General features: G+C 69.5%; 19 protein-coding genes and 1 tRNA gene. 15 read left to right on the top strand and 5 right to left on the bottom strand.

All coding sequences use genetic code 11. From position 1 onward, the window contains the following. Window positions 1-17: 17 nt before the first annotated feature. From KUM49_RS02440 to KUM49_RS02430, 3 genes are all read right to left on the bottom strand, one after another. Window positions 18-887: a formylglycine-generating enzyme family protein gene (locus KUM49_RS02440; RefSeq protein ID WP_254400613.1), complete on the bottom strand. Its 870-nt coding sequence runs from the start codon at window positions 885-887 to the stop codon at window positions 18-20. A gap of 118 nt (window positions 888-1,005) precedes the next feature. Beyond that, window positions 1,006-1,791, bottom strand: coding sequence for an aminotransferase class IV family protein (locus KUM49_RS02435; RefSeq protein WP_217234963.1), 786 nt, complete (start codon window positions 1,789-1,791; stop codon window positions 1,006-1,008). Window positions 1,792-1,944: 153 nt separating this feature from the next. Then, the gene (locus KUM49_RS02430) at window positions 1,945-2,328 is read right to left on the bottom strand and encodes a GntR family transcriptional regulator (protein WP_217234962.1); all 384 of its coding nucleotides are present in this window, start codon (window positions 2,326-2,328) and stop codon (window positions 1,945-1,947) included. A gap of 663 nt (window positions 2,329-2,991) precedes the next feature. Between KUM49_RS02430 and KUM49_RS02425 the strand changes: the two genes are divergently transcribed. From KUM49_RS02425 to KUM49_RS02365, 13 genes are all read left to right on the top strand, one after another. Then, complete coding sequence (locus KUM49_RS02425) at window positions 2,992-3,303, top strand: hypothetical protein (protein ID WP_217234961.1); 312 nt, start codon at window positions 2,992-2,994, stop codon at window positions 3,301-3,303. Then, the gene (locus tag KUM49_RS02420; RefSeq protein WP_217234960.1) at window positions 3,300-3,611 is read left to right on the top strand and encodes a hypothetical protein; all 312 of its coding nucleotides are present in this window, start codon (window positions 3,300-3,302) and stop codon (window positions 3,609-3,611) included. Before KUM49_RS02425 ends, KUM49_RS02420 begins: the two co-directional genes overlap by 4 nt. Next, window positions 3,608-4,498 (top strand): DUF2637 domain-containing protein, encoded by an 891-nt coding sequence (locus KUM49_RS02415; protein ID WP_217234959.1) that lies wholly within the window; start codon window positions 3,608-3,610, stop codon window positions 4,496-4,498. The genes KUM49_RS02420 and KUM49_RS02415 overlap by 4 nt, the downstream gene beginning before the upstream one ends. A 15-nt stretch (window positions 4,499-4,513) precedes the next feature. Then, complete coding sequence (locus tag KUM49_RS02410) at window positions 4,514-4,894, top strand: RRQRL motif-containing zinc-binding protein (protein ID WP_217234958.1); 381 nt, start codon at window positions 4,514-4,516, stop codon at window positions 4,892-4,894. 27 nt (window positions 4,895-4,921) lie between these two features. Then, entirely contained in the window at window positions 4,922-5,227 is a 306-nt protein-coding gene (locus KUM49_RS02405; RefSeq protein ID WP_217234957.1) for a hypothetical protein, read from the top strand. A gap of 90 nt (window positions 5,228-5,317) precedes the next feature. Continuing rightward, window positions 5,318-6,898, top strand: a complete 1,581-nt coding sequence (locus KUM49_RS02400) for a hypothetical protein (RefSeq protein ID WP_217234956.1) — start codon at window positions 5,318-5,320, stop codon at window positions 6,896-6,898. 1 nt (window position 6,899) lies between these two features. After that, window positions 6,900-9,002 carry a hypothetical protein gene (locus KUM49_RS02395; protein ID WP_217234955.1) on the top strand — a complete coding sequence of 701 codons (2,103 nt, stop codon included), beginning with the start codon at window positions 6,900-6,902 and terminating at the stop codon, window positions 9,000-9,002. A gap of 234 nt (window positions 9,003-9,236) precedes the next feature. After that, window positions 9,237-9,545 (top strand): hypothetical protein, encoded by a 309-nt coding sequence (locus KUM49_RS02390; RefSeq protein WP_217234954.1) that lies wholly within the window; start codon window positions 9,237-9,239, stop codon window positions 9,543-9,545. 88 nt (window positions 9,546-9,633) lie between these two features. Next, window positions 9,634-10,545 (top strand): bifunctional DNA primase/polymerase, encoded by a 912-nt coding sequence (locus tag KUM49_RS02385; RefSeq protein ID WP_217234953.1) that lies wholly within the window; start codon window positions 9,634-9,636, stop codon window positions 10,543-10,545. Next, a complete protein-coding gene (locus tag KUM49_RS02380) occupies window positions 10,542-10,895 on the top strand; it encodes a hypothetical protein (RefSeq protein ID WP_217234952.1) in 354 nt (117 codons plus the stop codon). The genes KUM49_RS02385 and KUM49_RS02380 overlap by 4 nt, the downstream gene beginning before the upstream one ends. Then, on the top strand, window positions 10,892-12,157 hold the full coding sequence (locus tag KUM49_RS02375; protein ID WP_217234951.1) for a DUF3631 domain-containing protein: 1,266 nt from the start codon (window positions 10,892-10,894) through the stop codon (window positions 12,155-12,157). Before KUM49_RS02380 ends, KUM49_RS02375 begins: the two co-directional genes overlap by 4 nt. Before the next feature lie 157 nt (window positions 12,158-12,314). Beyond that, the gene (locus tag KUM49_RS02370; RefSeq protein ID WP_217234950.1) at window positions 12,315-12,503 is read left to right on the top strand and encodes a helix-turn-helix domain-containing protein; all 189 of its coding nucleotides are present in this window, start codon (window positions 12,315-12,317) and stop codon (window positions 12,501-12,503) included. A 60-nt stretch (window positions 12,504-12,563) separates the two neighbouring features. Then, window positions 12,564-13,979: a tyrosine-type recombinase/integrase gene (locus tag KUM49_RS02365; protein ID WP_217234949.1), complete on the top strand. Its 1,416-nt coding sequence runs from the start codon at window positions 12,564-12,566 to the stop codon at window positions 13,977-13,979. A gap of 136 nt (window positions 13,980-14,115) precedes the next feature. On the opposite strand, the gene KUM49_RS02360 is transcribed toward KUM49_RS02365, so the two are convergent. Together KUM49_RS02360 and KUM49_RS02355 are read right to left on the bottom strand one after the other, a co-directional pair. Beyond that, window positions 14,116-14,202: transfer RNA gene (locus KUM49_RS02360), tRNA-Ser, on the bottom strand. Between the two features lie 60 nt (window positions 14,203-14,262). After that, the gene (locus tag KUM49_RS02355; protein ID WP_217234948.1) at window positions 14,263-15,786 is read right to left on the bottom strand and encodes a S1C family serine protease; all 1,524 of its coding nucleotides are present in this window, start codon (window positions 15,784-15,786) and stop codon (window positions 14,263-14,265) included. A gap of 276 nt (window positions 15,787-16,062) precedes the next feature. Here KUM49_RS02355 and KUM49_RS02350 point away from each other — a divergent pair, with 276 nt between their 5' ends. After that, the gene (locus tag KUM49_RS02350; protein ID WP_217234947.1) at window positions 16,063-16,890 is read left to right on the top strand and encodes a glycerophosphodiester phosphodiesterase; all 828 of its coding nucleotides are present in this window, start codon (window positions 16,063-16,065) and stop codon (window positions 16,888-16,890) included. A gap of 139 nt (window positions 16,891-17,029) precedes the next feature. Continuing rightward, the gene (locus KUM49_RS02345; RefSeq protein WP_217234946.1) at window positions 17,030-17,728 is read left to right on the top strand and encodes an ATP-binding protein; all 699 of its coding nucleotides are present in this window, start codon (window positions 17,030-17,032) and stop codon (window positions 17,726-17,728) included. Window positions 17,729-17,770 lie beyond the last annotated feature (42 nt).

Here is a 17,770-nt window from a genome sequence, read left to right as displayed (position 1 = left end):
GCCGAGGACCCGACTCGTCATCGCTTGCGAGGCTCCATCTGCTCCGGCGTCGCCGCGCAGCGGAACCCGGTGTCATCGTCGTGCATCGTGTCGTTGGCGTCGTTGGGGATGGCTGGAAGTCCGCGGAACAGAGGACTCGTAAAGGCACTACCGCGTAGTTCGTAGCGACCGGGAGTGGTCGACGTGGCGAGCCACTCCCACACGTTGCCCACCATGTCGTAGACACCGTAGGGCGAGACACCGCTGTGGTACCGGGAGACGGATGTCGTGCGCTCTACGCCGGTCTCCCTGACATTGCACTTGGCGGCGGTCTTCTGATCTCCCCACGGAAAGGTGCGCCCTGAGGTGCCACGCGCTGCTTTCTCCCACTGGTCGGCTGTCGGCAAAGACTTCCCCGCCCAAGTCGCGTACGCGTGGGCGTCCCGCCAAGTCACGTGCACAACAGGGTGGTCGTACAGCTCCCGGGGACATCGGCCGTTTTCCCAGTGAGCCGGCACAGCTCGCCGAGTGGCCGCGCAGAACCGCGCGTAGTCGGCATTGGTCGTCGGGAACGTGTCTATGTGGAATTCGTCCACCCACACGGGGTCGTCGCCTTCCCCAGCCAGGAAGATTCCTTCCGGAACATGCGCCATGAGCTTTCCGTCGCCGGGGTGCTTCACGTAATCGCCGCTGCTCGTATGGTCTTCATCGGGCTCAATGACTGAGTAGGCGGGGACGTCGTCGGTCGCGAGGATGCCGACGAATCGGCCCTGGGCATCTTGGTCAGCCTTGGCGAGCAGGGTGTCTAGGGCCGCTTGGTTCACCATGCGAAGAGAGGCTTGCTCGCCGTCTCCCTCCCACCGAGAGACGATTCGATCGGACACCCCGAGCTTCTCGGAGAACTCCATGAGGCTCATCCGTACGGCCTCACGCAGTGCCTTAACTTCACGTCCGGTCCATTTCGTAACGAGTGGCATGGCTACCTCTGTCGTGAATCGCCGCCCCTGAGGGGGCGGTGGCATGCGTCTACAGGCGGTCGCCGGGAATTCCGGCGTAGCCGATACGCAGTGCGGCGAGCACGGGGTGGTTCTGCGGGAACTGCACGTCGTCGAGCGCGCTCACAGAGCGCACGCCGATCGAGGTGTTGGTGGCGAATGCCGCGGCCATGTTCGGGACGTCGGCGAGCTGAACCGGGGCAGTGACCTGCTTGGGAGCGTCAAGGCTCTGGAGCAGGAGCATCGTCGTACCGGGGAGCACAGGGGCATCCGGCCAGATGACTGTCCCGTCCTGGTCGACGAAACCGAGATTCCACGTGCCGCCCTCGGAGACACGGCCGTCCGGCTCAACGAATACCGCATCGTCGAATCCAGCCAGTTGAGCGTCACGCCGAATCCGGAGCTGCGAGTGGAGACCAATGTGCTTCACTGCCGCGCTGTCGCGAGTGAAGGTGAAGGACTTGGCGGTGAGTGGCGGCGGAGGCATGACGCCCGCCGGCCGCAAGTTCACTAGAACGTGAGGGTTCTTGGCGTCGCTGGGTCGTCCCATGTCGATCGCGGGGTCAAAGACCGTGACGCGGAGACCAGCGGCACCGGTGAGGCCTTCGGCTGCCTTCCGGATGTAGCTCAGCGTCCGCTCGCGGTCCAACTCAACGCCGAAGACGATTCGGCAGTCCCGCACCAAGCGGTCCAAGTGAAGCGACAGGCCCCGGATGGTGCCGTCCTCCATGCGCATGGACGTGAAGTGTCCATAGTTCGTGAGGGCGAGGCTCTGGAGTTCGTCGAGGGTGACGGGTTTTCCGTTCAGTTCAGCCATGCAGCCAGTCTTGCAGGCGCCGACGCACGGCCAACACCCCGCCAAACGGCCAAAGTTCGGATTAGTTCGGTGCGGGGGCGGCGGGAGTACGTACTCACGGAGCGCTCGCCGGGACACGCTATAAGCATGACGACGAAGGCACCGCGAGAGACGCTAGGCGCTGGCCTCCTCCTTGGTGGGGCCCACGACCGCCTCCAGCTGCTTGACGCGCTCGACAAGGCCGGCAAGCTCGGTCGAAACGCGCGCGACCTCGGCTTGCAGGTCGGTCAGGCGCTGGGCAGCCTCGCGGGGCCCCTGCTCGCCGGGGGCAGGGTCGCGGACGTAGGTGCCGCTCCCCGAGACGCCTTCCACCAACCCCTCCTCCTGGAGCTGGGCGTAGGCGTTCTGCACGGTCATCAGAGCTACACCCAACTTCTTGGCGTAGGCCCGAGCGCCGGGAAGACGGTCCCCGGGGCCGAACGTCCCGGTGGCGATCTCGTCTCTGATCCTGGCGGCGATTTCGCGTGCGTTGGGCTTCCTCTTCGGCTGTGAGTCCACCCCGAAAGAGTACTTGACCTAGGTCGTTTGAAATCAGACTGCGGACTACCTTGACGACCCAAAGCGACCTAGGTAGCTTCTACAACAGCGGCAAGCGACCTAGGTCGCTCACCTTCCTGGGGCGTTGACCTGGGAAGTTGCCCGATCTTGACGCGTCCGTAAGAGGACTCAAACGGATCCAGAACCACTGCACGAATGCATAGGGCGGGGACGCTGCAATCCCGCTAAAGGCCAGGTGGAACAGGGTTTCGGCCCGTACTGGCGAGGTGGCCCGGTGACCGCGAGCAACGGCCGGAGAGTGGGGATTCGATCCCCCTTGCAGTGCTTCATCCCCGTTGATCTCACCCGAGAGGAATCCCAGTGCACCGACGACATCGGTGGGCGCCGCCGTGATGGACCGGCAGGCGGCGCCAGTACGACATCAAGGTCCCTGAGCGGAGCACACGCTCTCGGGGCCGATCCGGTCCGCCCTCTTCCTGCCATCGCAGCGGCTAGCGCTGCGGCCGGTTGCCTCCCCCGCCCGTCTGGGCCGCTCTGTGAGCGGCGCCGTACGGGCGGGGCTGAGGGGAGCCGGGAGTTCTGGTTTCCAACGGCGCGCGGCCCCGGTGCTCGAACACCAGGGCCGCTGTTTGGGCCGTTCCCACTGTGAAGGAGTCACGACCCATGAGGTGCATCGTTGCTGGTCATGAAGCCGTTACCGCGGCTGAGTTCGCGGAGCTTGCGTTCGGTATCGATCTGGAGCTGTTCGCCGGTCCGGCCGTGAAGGAGTCCGAGGAGGACCGGTCGGCGCGGCTGGACGTGGCGCGCGAAGTCCTTGCGGACCTGCGTACCACGGACCCGGAGGCCGCCGCGTACGCGGAGTTCCTGCTGCGGCGCAGCCCGCTCAAGCTGCAGCCGGTTGTGCGCCGGGCGCGGCGGAGCTCCCAGCGTCGGCGGAACGTGCCCTGCGCCGCCGGTGTGGGGGTGGCGGCGTGAGTGCGGAGAGCCTGGCCGCGCAGGCGGCCGTCATCACGTGCCTGGCCGGTCTCGCGGTCGGTCACCCGAACCTGCCGGCGGCCTACTTCACCATCAGCCGGCACGGGCCGCGGGAGCTGAGTGTGCAGCTCGACAGCCCGAGCAAGGTGGAGGCGTGGCGTGAGGCGCTGGGCGTCGACGCGGCCTTGGTGAGCGTCGACCGCCTCGGCGAGCGGGCGTCGCTGGAGTTCAACGCGACCGCCTACGGCGTCGACTTCCACGTCTACGCCGCGTACGAGCAGGCAACGGTGGAAGCGGGTGCGGCATGAGTGCCGCGGCCCGCGTCGACGCACGGTCGACGGGCGTCGACGCACCGTCGACGCCCGTCAACGTCGATGGTGCGATCACCACGGTGGCCGGGGTGCTCACGGTGGTGCTCACCGCGGCGGCGTTCTGGCTCTCCTACGAGCACTTGCAGGAGGTCGCCGCACAGCACGGGATGGCGGACGCGGTCGCTCGTTCGTGGGCCTGGCCCGCCACCGTGGACTTGTTCATCGTGATCGGTGAGCTGCTGATCCTGCGTGCCTCGCTCGCTCACCGGGTGGACTGGTGGGCAATCGGGCTGGTCACGGCAGGCGATGGGGGTTCCATCGCGCTGAATGTGGCCGGGGTCGGCGCGGACGCGAGCGCCCTGGACTATGTGGTGGCCGCGGTCCCGCCGATCGCCGCCCTGCTCGCGTTCGGCGCCCTGATGCGGCAGGTGCACGCCTACCTCGCCCGGCACGCGATGACGGGCGTCAACCCGCCGTCGCCGGGCGTCGAAGCACCGTCGACGCCCGTCATGGTGAGCGTCGACCGCCCGCCGGCCGCCCCGCCCGCCGAGCCTGCACGCGCTGCCGAGGCGCTGCCGGAACGGCCCGCAATCGAGCAGGGCGTCACCGTAGCGTCGACGCCCGTCACTCCGGATGCGGGCCCCGTCGACGCGGGGTCGACGGCCGTCGATCTGTGCGCGCCGGTGGTCTACCCGAACCGGGTGGATCAGTTGGTGCGGGCGCTGTACGGCACCGACTTCACGCAGCCGAGCACCGCGCGGATGACGCAGGCGATGGCGCAGGTCGGCCTCGGGGCGTCGGAGTCGACGGCCCGCACCGCGCGCGGTCGGGTCAAGGCCCGTGAGCCGTACCTGGCCGATCTTCCCGCCGCGATCGCCGGCTGAGTGGGGGAGTCGACGGTGTCGTACACGTACGGCAAGTGCTTTGACCCCACCGGCGCCCGCCACGGCATTCCCACCTTCCCGTGGCGGTGTGCCCCGGACGGCTATGCCACCCGTCGGCAGTTACGTGCCCGAGGCTTGCGCCCTGGTGGTCAGCCGGTGGCGGCACAGGTGCTGCGTCCGCGCTACCGGCGCGGCCCGCTGGTCGCCTACCTCTACCGGCTCGACCAGGCCAAGCAGGTCCGGCCGATGACCCCGGGTAAGCGGCGGGCACTGGAGTGCGCGATGCGCGCACGCCGCACCTGCCCGAAGTGCCGCACTGACGCCGGATACGTCATCCCTACCTCGCTGGGCATGTGCGTGCCTTGCGCCTACCCCGAGGAACGGTGCGCTGCCTGAACATCCCACCTCAGTAAGGGAGTTCGAGTGAACGACGCACGTTATCGCGCCCTCACCGCGGGCGCCGCCGTCGTCAGTGCGGCTCTGGCCATCGTGATTGGCGTGCAGCTGTCCGGCTACGGCGTGCCCGTCTCGCTGCTGCTGGCCTGCTGCCTGTCCTGCGTGGCCACGTTCTCCAGTCTGTTGTTCCGCGTGATCGGCGCCTGGTCGACGACCACGCACCGCTGCACGCGGCCCGGCTGCGACTTCCGCGTCAGCCTCACCCGCACGGACAGCGCAGACAACCGGCGCTGGCGGGAGATCGCCGCGCACCACCCGCACCGCACTCACTGAGCTGCGGATACGCCCTGATTTCGGCGGGCCCGGCCACCGCCTCCTACAGCAACTGGCCGGGCCCTACTCCCCTGAAGGAGTGCTCACAGCATGACGGAACTCAGCACTGAGGCGGTAGCCGTACCGGCTGCCCCGATCACACCACCCCCGCCTCCCGACATCCCGCCCGCCGCGGCAAAGGAGGTGAAGGAGGTGGAGCACACGCCCGGCGGGTGGCCCATCGTGCCGCTCGCCCTGTCCGGGGCGAACAGCACCGTGGGTGCGGTCGCCGCAGCGTCCCTGGCCGGTGGCCCGATCGCCGCGGCGGTGGCCGCTACCGGCATGGTCGTGCTCGGCACGGTCGCCGCCACCCGCTCCCGCAAGACGGGCCCGCGCCGTGACTCCCGGCGGGCCGCGGCCCGCTCTGCCGGCCGTAATGCTGCTCGCGCCGCAGGGCTACGGAGCGCCGCTTCGGGCGCCCGCGGCGGGCCCGGGAGCCGTTCTGCTGGCTCTCGTGCTGGTCGTTCCGGTGGCCGGTCGGGCAAGGTGCCTGGTCAGCACCGCCGTGGCACCGGCCCGAACGCTGGTCACCGCAGCGCCGCAACCAGCAAAAAGGCGCAGGGCAAGGGCGGCCACGGCGCGGCCAGGCACGCGGCGAGCGCGGGTAGGGCTGCGGGCCGGGTCGGGCAGGTCAAGGCGCTGCGTGCCGCACAGAAGGCCGCGGCGGGTTCGCGCGGCGGACAGCGGATGCAGACCACCACCGCTCGACGTGCGGTCGCTGACGCCCGGCGCAACGCTAAGGCCGCGGCCGGCAACGCACGGTCGGGCAAGCGTCCTGGTCTGTCGGGCCGTTTGATGGGTGGTGCGGCCCGTAAGGCGCGTATCGCGCGGGACGCTGCGGTTGCCAAGCAGCGTGCCCGGCGCGACGCCAAAACCGGCGGCACCATCGCGGCCAAGCGCGGGCAGGTCCGTAAGGCCCCGGCCCGCAAGGCAGCACGCCAGGCGCTTCGCCGTTCCGCGGCCCGCTTCCACGGTCGCCGTCTGCTGGCCGCGCTGCTCGCACTGCCGGTCGGGCTGCTCGGCTTTCTGACCAGCCCGATCGGCCGCAAGTTCGGCCTTCCTGCCCTGATCCATCCTGGTCGGCGCCTGTTCCGCCGGATGGCACAGACCGCGGGCGGGCAGCGCGCGGGCCGGGACGAGTCAACGCGCAAGACCCTGCGCGAGCGGGAGGCGGCCGCCGATGCGCAGGCCGAGCAGGACGGCACGGACGGCATCGCGGACAGCGTGCAGCGGCCCGCAGTCATGGTCCCCACCCACACCACACCCGAGGTAAGTGAAGGAGAGCACGTGTCTGGTTTCCGGTTCGAAGAGGCCGCTGCCGAGATGGAGCAGGCCGCCAACTCCTACGACCCCGAGAACGCCATGGAGATCCTCGCCATGATCGAGGGTCTTCCGGAGGCGCTGACCAGCGTGGCGAACGTGATGAAGATTCTCGGTGAGCGCTCCGACAACGAGTTCCCGCTGGAGAAGGCGGTCGCGGAGACCTTCCGGGACTGCTTCGGCGCGGTGATGGCCGCGGTCTCCGTGGCCGAGGAAATGGGCCCGATCTTCCGCCGGCAGCACGAGCAGGACATCGCTCGCCACGAGGACCCCCGCAACGGACCCGAGGCTGAGAAGGGTTGGAACGTCTGAGATGAGCACTGCCACCGCCAAACAGCAGCAGGGCAGTGGCCCGGTGCTGGACTGGGCTGCCGGTCACGGACCCGTGACCGGCGCCCTGTCCGCGACCACCGGAGCCTTCGCCGTCGCCGCCACTGGAGCGGCCACCGCCATGCCGCCCGGATGGGCATTGGCCGTGGGCGCGGCCGGCGCCCTGGGACACACCGTGGTCGGGCTGCGCTTGCGCAGCGCCGGCCGCACCCTGGCCACCCGCGCCGCCTCCTGGCTGGTCGGTGCCGGGTGGACCACATGGGCCATGACCACCGGGCCGCTCACCTGGGCCGCCCTCGGATCGCTGGCCACGATCGGTGTCGGGATCGGCGCCGCCGCCCGCTCAAGCGCCTTGTATGAGGAGGCGCGGGAAGAGGAGGCCATCGCCGTCGAACAGCGGCAGATCGCCGCGGAGTTGTCCGCAGAACGCCGCGCGGTCGCCGCGGAATGGGTCGACCGCATCCAGCGCGTGTGCTCCATCACCGTGCGGGTGCTGGGGGTGGAGATGTGGGAGACCGGTGCCGGATTTTCCATCGACGCCGAACTCCCGCCCGGCGGCGCCACCTGGAACAAGATCGCGGGTGAGTCCGCGCGACTGTCGGCGGATGCGCGTCTGCCGCACGGCTGCACCGCCACCGCCTCCCCCGGCATCGACCAGGGCCGGGTCATCATCGACGTGACCACGGTCAACGTCCTGGAACAGGAACGCACCTACCCCGCCGACTACAGCACCCTGTCCGTGCTTACCGGCATTCCGTGGGGCTACCGCACCAACGCCTCCCAGATCCTCGCCTACCTGCGCGAGCAGTGCGCTCTGATCGTGGGCCCGACCGGTTCGGGCAAGACGAACATGGTGCATGCGATCCTCGCCGGGTTCGCCCGCGCCGACGACGTCCTGACGTGGGTGATCGACCTGAACGCCGGGTCGGCCGGTCTGCCGTGGGTGCTGCCCGCGCTGAACGGACAGATCGTGCGGGAGGACGGCAAGCCCGTGCGGCCCGGTATCGACTGGCTCGCCGGCACGTTCGACGAGGCCATGACGATGCTGGATACGGCCGTGCGGGTGGCCAAGCAGCGCAAGATGGGCTACCAGGATCTGTTGTCCAAGGCGAACACGGACCTGTTGCCGATCAGCCCGCGGATTCCTCAGATCATGCTCGTGATCGACGAGGGCGCGGAGATCCTGGCCAGCCCCGACCGGCAGATCCGCAAGCTCGGGGAAAAGATCCTCGAAGTGATCCGGATCGCCCGTGCCATGGGCGTGCGCACCGTGCTCACCGCGCTCGGGGCGACCGGCAGCGTGCTGAGCAACCTGATGATCCGCCGGGAAGCCAAGGTCCGCGTCGCCCTCACGGGCGGCGAGACCGAGGGCATGGACCTGAGCAAGATGTTCCCCGGCACCCGCGGCCTGCGCGTGGATCAGGCCCCGCACAAGGGCGCCGGGTTCATGGGAACACCGGAGTCGCCGGCCGCGCTGTTCAAGGCGTGGCGGATCCTGCCGAATCAGATCCGGGAGATCATCGCCGCCACCTCCGACCGGCACCCCGTGCTCGACGACGTGTCCGCCAAGGCAGCCGGCCCCGCCTACGCGCGGCGCTGGGACGCGGAGCGCACCGCATGGATGCGCGACCAGGTGGCAACGGACGCCGATGCTGGCGACGGGTCGACGGGCGCTGCGGGGACGCTGCGGCTATCCGCGCTGAACAGTGCACAGCCGGAGTCGGCTGAGGAGGAGCTGGCGCGCCGGTTCCGTGAGGAGATCGACGCGCAGTTCGGCACCGCACCCGACCCGCACACCGCCGACGAGGGCGACGGGCCGGATCATCCGGCCGGACTGAACCTGTCCGCGCTGCGGGGCGAGCAGGACAGCCCGGCCCAACAGGCCGCGCTCGCCGCGCTGCTCGCCGCCGGCCCCGCAGGCACCGGGGCGTCCGCGATCGCCCGCGCGCTCGCAGACGCGTACGGCACGACTCGTCAGACGGTCGTCGGCTGGCTGAAAACGTGGGTGCAGGACGGCACCGCCGTCCGGGTCGGCGAGGGCACCAAAGCCCGCTACATCCACCGTTCCCACGCGTCCGACGCCTGATCACTTGTCGCTTGTCGCCCCCGCTTCACCACATGTCGCTTGCCGGGTCCTGGAAGCCCGGAAACGGCTTGTGACCTGGGAGGCGACAAGCGACAAGACAAGACAAGCGACAAGCCAGACGACAAGCCGCACGACAAGAGAGACGACAAGCAACGCGACAAGCACACACCCACCCCGCACGGGCCCGCGCCACCTGTCGGCGCGGGCCCGCGGCACACCCCGAGGGAGCCAGAAATGAGCCAGCACCTCCCGCCCGGCCAGATAGCCCCGCACATCCCCGCCGACCTCTACCAGCGCGCGCAGGCCACCGGACAGCCGGTCGTGTTCGTCGTCAACGACACCCCGCCCGCCTTCCAGTGGCGGCGCATCGTCGTCCCGTTCGCCATCGCGGGCGCGGTCGTTGCCGGCGGCTGGGGGCTGGTCGCCGCCATCTGCTTCCTGCTCAACGCCGCGGCCCACACCTTCACCGTCATCGCCGCCGCGGCCGGACCCATCGGCGTCGGCGGCATCACCCTGCGCCTCGCCCGCTCCAAGAGCACCTAGCTACGCCAAGGGCGGCCCCCCACTCACGCCAATGAAGCGGGGCCGCCCTTGCCAACCAGCATCCATCAAAGGAACTGGAGACCCCAGGATGACCCATCCCCACCACGACAGGCGAGAGGAACTACTCGCCGCCGCCCTGTCGGCCGCTGAGCGCGGCTGGCACGTCTTCCCCCTGTTCCCCGGCACCAAGCGGCCCGCGCTTCATGGAGAAGCCGCCTGCACGCGGACCGGGGTGTGCGAGGACGGGCACCGCAAATGGGAGCAGCGCGCCACCACCAACCCGGACCTCATCCGCGCCACCTGGGCACGGGCTCCGTTCAACGTCGGCATCGCCACCGGCCCCTCCGGGCTCCTGGTCGTCGACCTTGACTTGCCCAAGCACAAGGGCAGTTCGGACGCGCCTTGCGGCGCGGCGACCTTTGGAGCGCTCTGCGAGCGCACCGAACAGCCCGTCCCTGCCACCCGCCAGGTCCGGACCGCGAGCGGCGGAGGACATCTGTACTTCGCCGCCCCGGCCGGTGTCCGACTGGGGAACACCGCGGGCAGTCTCGCCCCGCTGGTCGACACCCGCGGATGGGGTGGCTACGTCGTCGGCGCCGGCAGCATCACCCCGGCCGGCCCGTACGCCGTCACCGACGACATGGCTGTCGCGGAGCTGCCCGCATGGATGGTCTGCCTGTTGGAGGAGCCCGAGCCCCGGCCGGTCGTGCCGTTCGCGTGGCCCACGATCAGCGGCAGCCGCGCAGCCACCGCCGCTTTGGAACGCGAATGCCGGACGGTGCTGGCGGCCCCGGAGGGGGCGGGCAACATCACGCTCAACCGGTCCGCCTTCAAGGTGGGGCGCTTCGTCGCGTGGGGCGACATCGCCCGGCACATGGTGGAGGGAGCCTTCCAAGGGGCGGGAGAGGCACGCGGGCTCACCGCTGCCGAGTGCCGCGCCACGATCCGCAGCGCCCTGGACAGCTCCATCCGCAAAGCCCGGCCCCGGGATGCGGCATGAACACCCCACTCCATCCCCCCTTGGAAGGCCAGCAGACAGCCACGACCGGCCCGCAGGACGCCGAACAGGCCACGCCTGAGCAGGCCGTAGGCGAGCCGAAGGGCGTCGCCGAAGGCGTCCCCACTGCTGTTCTCCCTGACCCGCACCGGGGCGACGGCCGGTACCCCGTCGCGTGGCTGCACATCGTCGCCCCGCGCGGCGCCGTCCCTACGGCCACCTCGAAATGCCTGTGCGGCCGTGACCGCAGTGCCATCGGCCACGGCAAGGTGCACGCCCTGATCGCCGACCACGAAGCACACCGCGACACCTGCCCGCTCCGCACTCCCCAGGAAGGGAGGACCGCCGCATGACCAGCACCAACACGCCCGGCCCGTCCATCGACGGAGCCGCGCTGCTCGACGAGGTGGAAGCCTTCCACCGCCGCTTCAACGTCTTCCCCACCGAACACGCCTACGTCGCCGTAGCCCTGTGGGACGCCCACGCGCACCTGATGGACGCCCTCGACGGCACTGCCCGCATCGCGTTCCTCAGCCCCGAACCCGGTTCCGGGAAGTCTCGGGCGCTGGAGATCATCGAGACGCTCACCCCGCGCGCTGCGACCACCGTCAATGCATCCGCGAACGCCCTGTTCCGGCTCGTTTCCGCAGACGAGGGCACACCCACGCTCCTTTTCGACGAGATCGACACCGTCTTCGGTCCCAAGGCGGGCGGGAACGAGGAAGTCCGCGGGTTCCTCAACTCCGGATACCGGCGCGGCGCCAAGTCCCTGCGCTGCGTCGGGGACGGATCCGACCAGAAAGCAGGCTTCTTCCCCTCGTTCTGCGCGGTCGCCATGGCCGGACTCGGCACGCTGCCGGACACGATCCTGACCAGGTCCGTCATCATCCGCATGCGGAAGAAGGCCCCCAACGAGAAGTGCGAGCCCTACCGGCGCCGCGTCCACGAGAAGCAGGGCCACGTCCTGCGGGACCGCCTCGCGGACTGGACCGCCACCCTGCACGACCAGGTCGCCGAGGCGTGGCCCGAGATGCCCGAAGGCGTCACCGACCGGCCGGCCGACGTGTGGGAACCGCTGCTCGCGGTCGCCGACGCGGCCGGCGGGCACTGGCCCGCACGGGCCCGCGCAGCGTGCATCGAACTCATCAAGTCAGCGAGCAGCAACGACGAAGCTTCCCTCGGCGTGCGGCTGTTGACCGACCTGCGCGACAAGGTGTTCTGCGGCGTGGACAAGATGCCCACCGCGGCCATCCTCGAAGTCCTCCTCTCCCTCGACGACGCACCGTGGGCCGACATGAGCGAGGACGGACAGGCCATCAAGGCACTCACCGCCCGCCGACTGTCCAAGCTCCTCAGCCAATACGTGCGCCCCGACAACACCCCGATCAAGCCCAAGGGCATCCGGGTCGGCAGCACCACCCCCAAGGGCTACTACGCCGAAGACCTCACCGACGCGTGGAACCGCTACTGCCGCCCCGACCCCCAGAAATCCGCAACATCCGCAACAGCCGCAACACCGCAGGTCAACGAGGGTGAATCTGTGGCGGATACCCCTTCCGAGAGCCGCCACATGTCCGCGGAAACCGACACACGCCAACTCCGGATCGTCGGCTGACCAGCCATGCCAGAAGGTCCCGCCGCGCCACCCCGCGAGGCGGGACCTATCCGCAACAGAAACGGCATCCGCCACAGATTCAAGCCGCTGACCAGCAATGTTGCGGCGTGGCGGATGTTGCGGATCCCCCAGAAGCCTCAAGACGAGGAGTCGCAACGTGGCTCGCCCCGAGAAGCTCAAGCTCCCCGAAGTCCTCGCAGAGATCAAGATGAGCCGCGCGGCGTTCTATCGCATGCGCGCACGCGGCCAAGCCCCCCGCATTCACAAGCTCCCCAACGGCCAACTCCGCGTCAATCGCACTGACCTTGACGCGTGGTGGGAGCGCTGCGAGCAGCACGCCGCGTAAATCCGATCGTTTCACCGGGGCCCGCGCTCAGCGCGGGCCCCTCCTTCTGTCTGGAGAGAGATGCTCACGTACGACGTCGATATTTGGTCCATCCGCAAGCGCACCGGCCGGCCGAAGCCCTGGGAACTGCGTTGGCGAGTCGGTGAGCGTCCCCACTCCCGGAGTTTCAAGCTCAAGCCACAAGCTGAGGGGCGCCGATCGGAGTTGATGACCGCTCTCCGCGACCACCAGCAATTCGACGAGGAAACGGGCCTGCCCGCGGGCGAATTGAGGGCTCGCACTTCCCCATCCTGGTACGAACACGTCACCGGCTACGTACTGATGAAGTGGCCGCGAGCTGCGGCTAAGCACCGGGCGAGCATCGCAGAATCGCTCGCTGTCGTGACCCCTGTGCTCGTCACCAGCAAGCGGGGAGCGCCCCGTGCCGCGGTACTGCGCACCGCCTTGTATCAGTGGGCATTCCGGGCTGTTCGTGGTCCCGAAGGGCACTGGGTGTCGCGCCATGCCGTCGAGGAGCCACCCACTGAAATCCGAGCCGCCCTGGAGTGGATTGCTGCCCACTCCATCAAGGTCAAGGACTTGGAAGACCCGGCGCTGCTACGGCCCGCCCTGGAGGCGCTCTCACTCCGGCTGGACGGCGGCAAAGCTGCCGAGAACACGGCCCGGCGCAAGCGCATGGTGCTGAGTAACGTGCTGCGCTACACGGTTGAGGAGAAAGGGCTGCTCACAGCAAACCCCCTGCCCCGTGTGGACTGGACACCGGCCGAGAGCGACGACGAGATTGACTTCCGGTACGTGCCTGGCCCGGATGTAGCACGCGCCTTGCTCGGGGCGGTCCGCGACTCCGGGCCGCGCGGTCAGCACCTGCACGCGTTCTTCGGATGTCTCTACTACGCAGCCATGCGGCCCGGTGAGATCGTCGCGCTCAAGGAGTCGGACTGCACCTTGCCGCCCAACTCCCCGGAGACCGTCAAGGAGTGGGGTGAACTGCTTCTTGGGGAGAGCCGCCCGGAGGTTGGCGGCGGCTGGACGGACGAGGGCACGTCATACGAGAAGCGGGGACTCAAGCGGCGCAGAAGCGGCGCAACGCGCACCGTGCCCATCCCGCCTGTTCTCGTGCATCTACTTCGCGAGCACACCACCCGGTACGGCACCGCCGACGACGGCCGGCTGTTCCGAGCAGCACGTGGAGGACGCGTGGCTTCCACCGAATACTGCGCCATGTGGGAGAGAGCGCGTAAAGCGGTACTGACTCCCAACGAAGTGAAATCCGAGCTTGCGGCAGTGCCGTACTCCCTGCGGCATGCGGGAATCTCGCTCTGGATCAAGTCGGGGGTGGACCCGGCGGAGGTCGCCGCACGCGCCGGCCACAGCATCGCCGTGCTGTACCGCTTCTACGCGAAGATCCTCAAGGGCGGTCAGCAGCATTCCAACAGCCTGATCGCCCGCGCGCTCGACGAGGGGGAGCAGCCCTGATCCTGGCCCACAGATGGCCCATACGCACTGGTCAAAGCTGAGATATGGGCGAGTCAGGGTGAGACAGGGTGCACGCAGAAGGGGTGCCGCTCCGGAGAGTGGCACCCCTTCTGACCTGCAACGCTCTGACCTGCTGCGGTGGGTGTGGGATTTGAACCCACGGTGACATCGCTGCCACGACGGTTTTCAAGACCGTTCCCTTAGGCCGCTCGGGCAACCCACCCCGCGCTGCCGCCACCGGCAGCGCGGGACAAGAGTAACGGTTGGCGTGGGGCGGTGTGGGTCAGCTGTCGCCTGTGCGGGAGCCGAGGGTGAGTTCGACCGTGTGGGTCTTGCCGCCGCGTTCGTAGGTGATGGTGACCTTGTCGCCGGGCTGGTGGGTCCAGATCTCGCCGATGAGGGTGGGGCCGGAGTCGATCACCCGGTCGTCGAGCTTGGTGATGACGTCGCCGGGCTTGAGGCCGGCCTTGGCTGCGGGTCCGCCCGACTCGACCGGGTCGGAGCCGCTGGCGCCCTGCTCGGTGATCTGGGCGCCGCCGGTGCCGTCCTCCAGGGAGACGGACGCACCGATCTTGGCGTAGACGGGCTTGCCGGTCTTGATCAGCTGCTGGGCGACGTACTTGGCCTGGTTGATCGGGATGGCGAAGCCGAGGCCGATCGAGCCGGACTGACTGGTGCCGCCGAGGCCGCCGCCACTGGACTGGATCGCGGAGTTGACGCCGATGACGTTGCCCTGGGCGTCGAGGAGCGGGCCTCCGGAGTTGCCGGGGTTGATCGAGGCGTCGGTCTGCAGGGCGCTCATGTAGGACGCGTTGCTGCCGGTGCCGTCACTGGACGCGACCGGGCGGTTCTTCGCGCTGATGATGCCCGTCGTGACCGTGTTGGAGAGGCCGAAGGGGGCGCCGATCGCGATCGTCGAGTCGCCGACCGCGACCTTCTCCGAGTCGCCGAGGGTGAGCGGCTTGAGGTCGGAGGGGGCGTTCTTGAGCTTGATGACCGCGACGTCGTAGCCCTGTGCGTGGCCCACGACCTCCGCGTCGTACTTCTTGCCGCTCGGGAAGGTCGCCGTGAGCTTGCCACCGTCGACCGCGTCGGCCACCACGTGGTTGTTGGTGACGATGTGGCCCTCGGTGTCGAAGACGAATCCGGTGCCGGTGCCGCCCTCGCCGCTGTTGGACTCGGCCTGGATGGTGACGGTGCTGGGCAGCGCCTTGGCGGCGACGCCGGCGACCGTGCCGGGGTCGCGCTTGACGGAGCCGCCGCTGTCGGAGGCGGAGACGGTGGTGGAGGAGCTGTTGTCGTCGTTCTTGGCGAGGGTGTAGCCGAGACCGCCGCCCAGACCTCCCGCGACCAGCGCGGCCACCAGGACGGCGGCGACGAGGCCGCCGCGCCCACTGCGGGGCTTCGGCTCGGGCTGCTGGTAGGCGGCGCCCCAGGCGTCTCCCGCGCCGCCGGAGCCGCTGCCTGGGCCGCCGTCCGAGTACGGGGAGCCGCCGGAACCGGGATCGGCGTACGACGGGGTGGCCGGGGGCGGCGGGGGCGGCCAGGCGCCCTGCGGTGCGGAGCCGTCCTGAGGAGTGCCGCCGGGGCCGGCCGCGGCGTAGGCGGGGGCCTGGCCCGCGTGCACCAGCTGCTGCTCCTGGTGGGCACCGGAGGCGCTCGGCGACGACGGCGGGAGCGGAGTCGTGGGGGCGCCCGCGTGGGGAGCGGCGGGCTCCTGGCGCGCCGAAGCAGTAGGAGCATCCACCGGCACGGGGGGTGCGGACGGGGCGGGGGGTACCGCGGTGCCCTCGTTCTCGGTGCTCACAGCTTCTCTCCTCGGTCCACGGCTGTTGTTGTCGGTCGCACTGGGGTCACGCGCTTCACGCTTCGCGTTGGTCGACGGTCCGGCGCGATGCAGCTGTGCATGTGTTCGTGCCTGTGTTTTTGTATGCCGTCAGCTTTTCCCACAGGCCGTCAGAGCACCATAAGCGGTGCCTGTGGGTCTGCGGCCATTCTTTATATAGGGCATGAGGGACATACGGGGCGCAATCCCAAGGCCTCCGTTCGCACGCGTACCCCCATGCGGTGGCACCATGACGCGGTGACCCACGTACGACAGCACCGGATTCAGGTCGTCGCCCACCGCGGAGCCTCGGAGGAGGCCCCCGAGCACACGCTGGCCGCGTACAGGAAGGCCATCGAGGACGGCGCCGACGCCCTCGAATGCGATGTCCGGCTGACCGCTGACGGCCATCTCGTCTGCGTCCACGACCGTCGCGTCAACCGTACGTCCAACGGCCGCGGAGCGGTCTCCGCGCTGGAGCTAGCCGATCTCGCCGCCCTGGACTTCGGTTCCCGCAAGACCCGGGAGTTCTGGCGCACGCGCGACGAGGAGCCCGACTGGGAGTTCCGCCCCGAGGACCGCGAGGACACCTCCGTGCTCACCCTGGAGCGGCTGCTGGAGCTCGTCGCCGACGCGGGGCGCCGGGTGGAGCTGGCGATCGAGACCAAGCACCCCACGCGGTGGGCGGGGCAGGTCGAGGAGCGGCTGCTGGTGCTGCTGAAGCGGTTCGGGCTGGACGCCCCGGCGGACGCGGCCGACTCGCCGGTGCGGGTGATGAGCTTCTCGGCGCGCTCGCTGCACCGGGTGCGGGCCGCCTCTCCGACGCTGCCGTCGGTCTATCTGATGCAGTTCGTCTCGCCCCGGCTGCGTGACGGCAGGCTGCCGGTGGGCGTGCGGATCGCGGGCCCGTCGATGCGGATTGTGCGCAATCACCCGGCGTACATCGAGCGTCTGAAGCGAGCCGGCCACCAGGTGCACGTGTGGACGGTGAACGAGCTCGAGGACGTCGATCTCTGTGTCGACCTGGGCGTCGACGCCATCATCACCAACCGTCCGCGCGCGGTCCTGGGCCGGATCGGACGCTGACGCACGCGCGTGTGACGCACGACTCTTGACCCGGCAGCCCCACCGGCCTCATCCTCCGATCTCGGCCATACCGTCGAAATCCAGCCATACGGCTACAGGGAGTGCTCCGGCGCGTTCGGTCCGTATTCGATCGTTGCGAATGCGTCTTCGGACGCGGAGTGGCCGGTTTCCGGTACAGGCCAAGGGGGCATCCACTCCGTGGCGTGGGGCGAAGGAGGTCTCGGGGGTGGCGTTGGTGGTGGCACAGGAAGTGCCCGCGTCGTCGAGCATGGCCGTACCCCATGGCCCTGCGGGCGTGGGCAAGGCAAGGCACCGCATGCGCACCCAGTTGCGCAGCGGCGGTGTGTCGGAAACGGTCATCGACGACGCCGTGCTGATTCTTTCCGAACTCTTGAGCAACGCGTGCAAGCACGGCAGACCGCTGGGCGACGCCCTGGCCGGCGACGGCGACGTCCGGGCCGCATGGCGGGTGGACACGGGCGGCAGACTCACGGTCGAGGTGACGGACGGCGGCGGGCCCACCCGCCCGGCTCCGGCCACGCCCTCGGTCACCGCGCACGGCGGCCGTGGGCTCAACATCATCACGGCGCTGGCCGACGACTGGGGCGTACGGGACAACACCCGCGGCGAGATCACGGTGTGGGTCGTCGTCCACCGCGACGTGCACGATCCGGACGCCGGACGCCGACGGGACGACCTGGCCCCGCGCTCCCCCGCTCGCGACTTCGCTCGAGCAGGAGGGACCGGAACCGTCGAGCCCTCCAGGGCACCGTCGGCCTCGGCGATACCCGAGATGGCCGAGCTGAACTTCGCGGACGCCTTCGACGACCTGGACTGAGCCGCCGGTCCCGCGGGGTCGGGCGCGTTGTCCACAGGTCGG

The organism is Streptomyces sp. AC555_RSS877 (genome assembly GCF_019049245.1).
Taxonomy (GTDB): Bacteria; Actinomycetota; Actinomycetes; order Streptomycetales; family Streptomycetaceae; genus Streptomyces.
The sequence above is the reverse complement of the archived record's forward strand: the minus strand, read 5'-3'. Positions and strand labels throughout refer to the sequence as shown.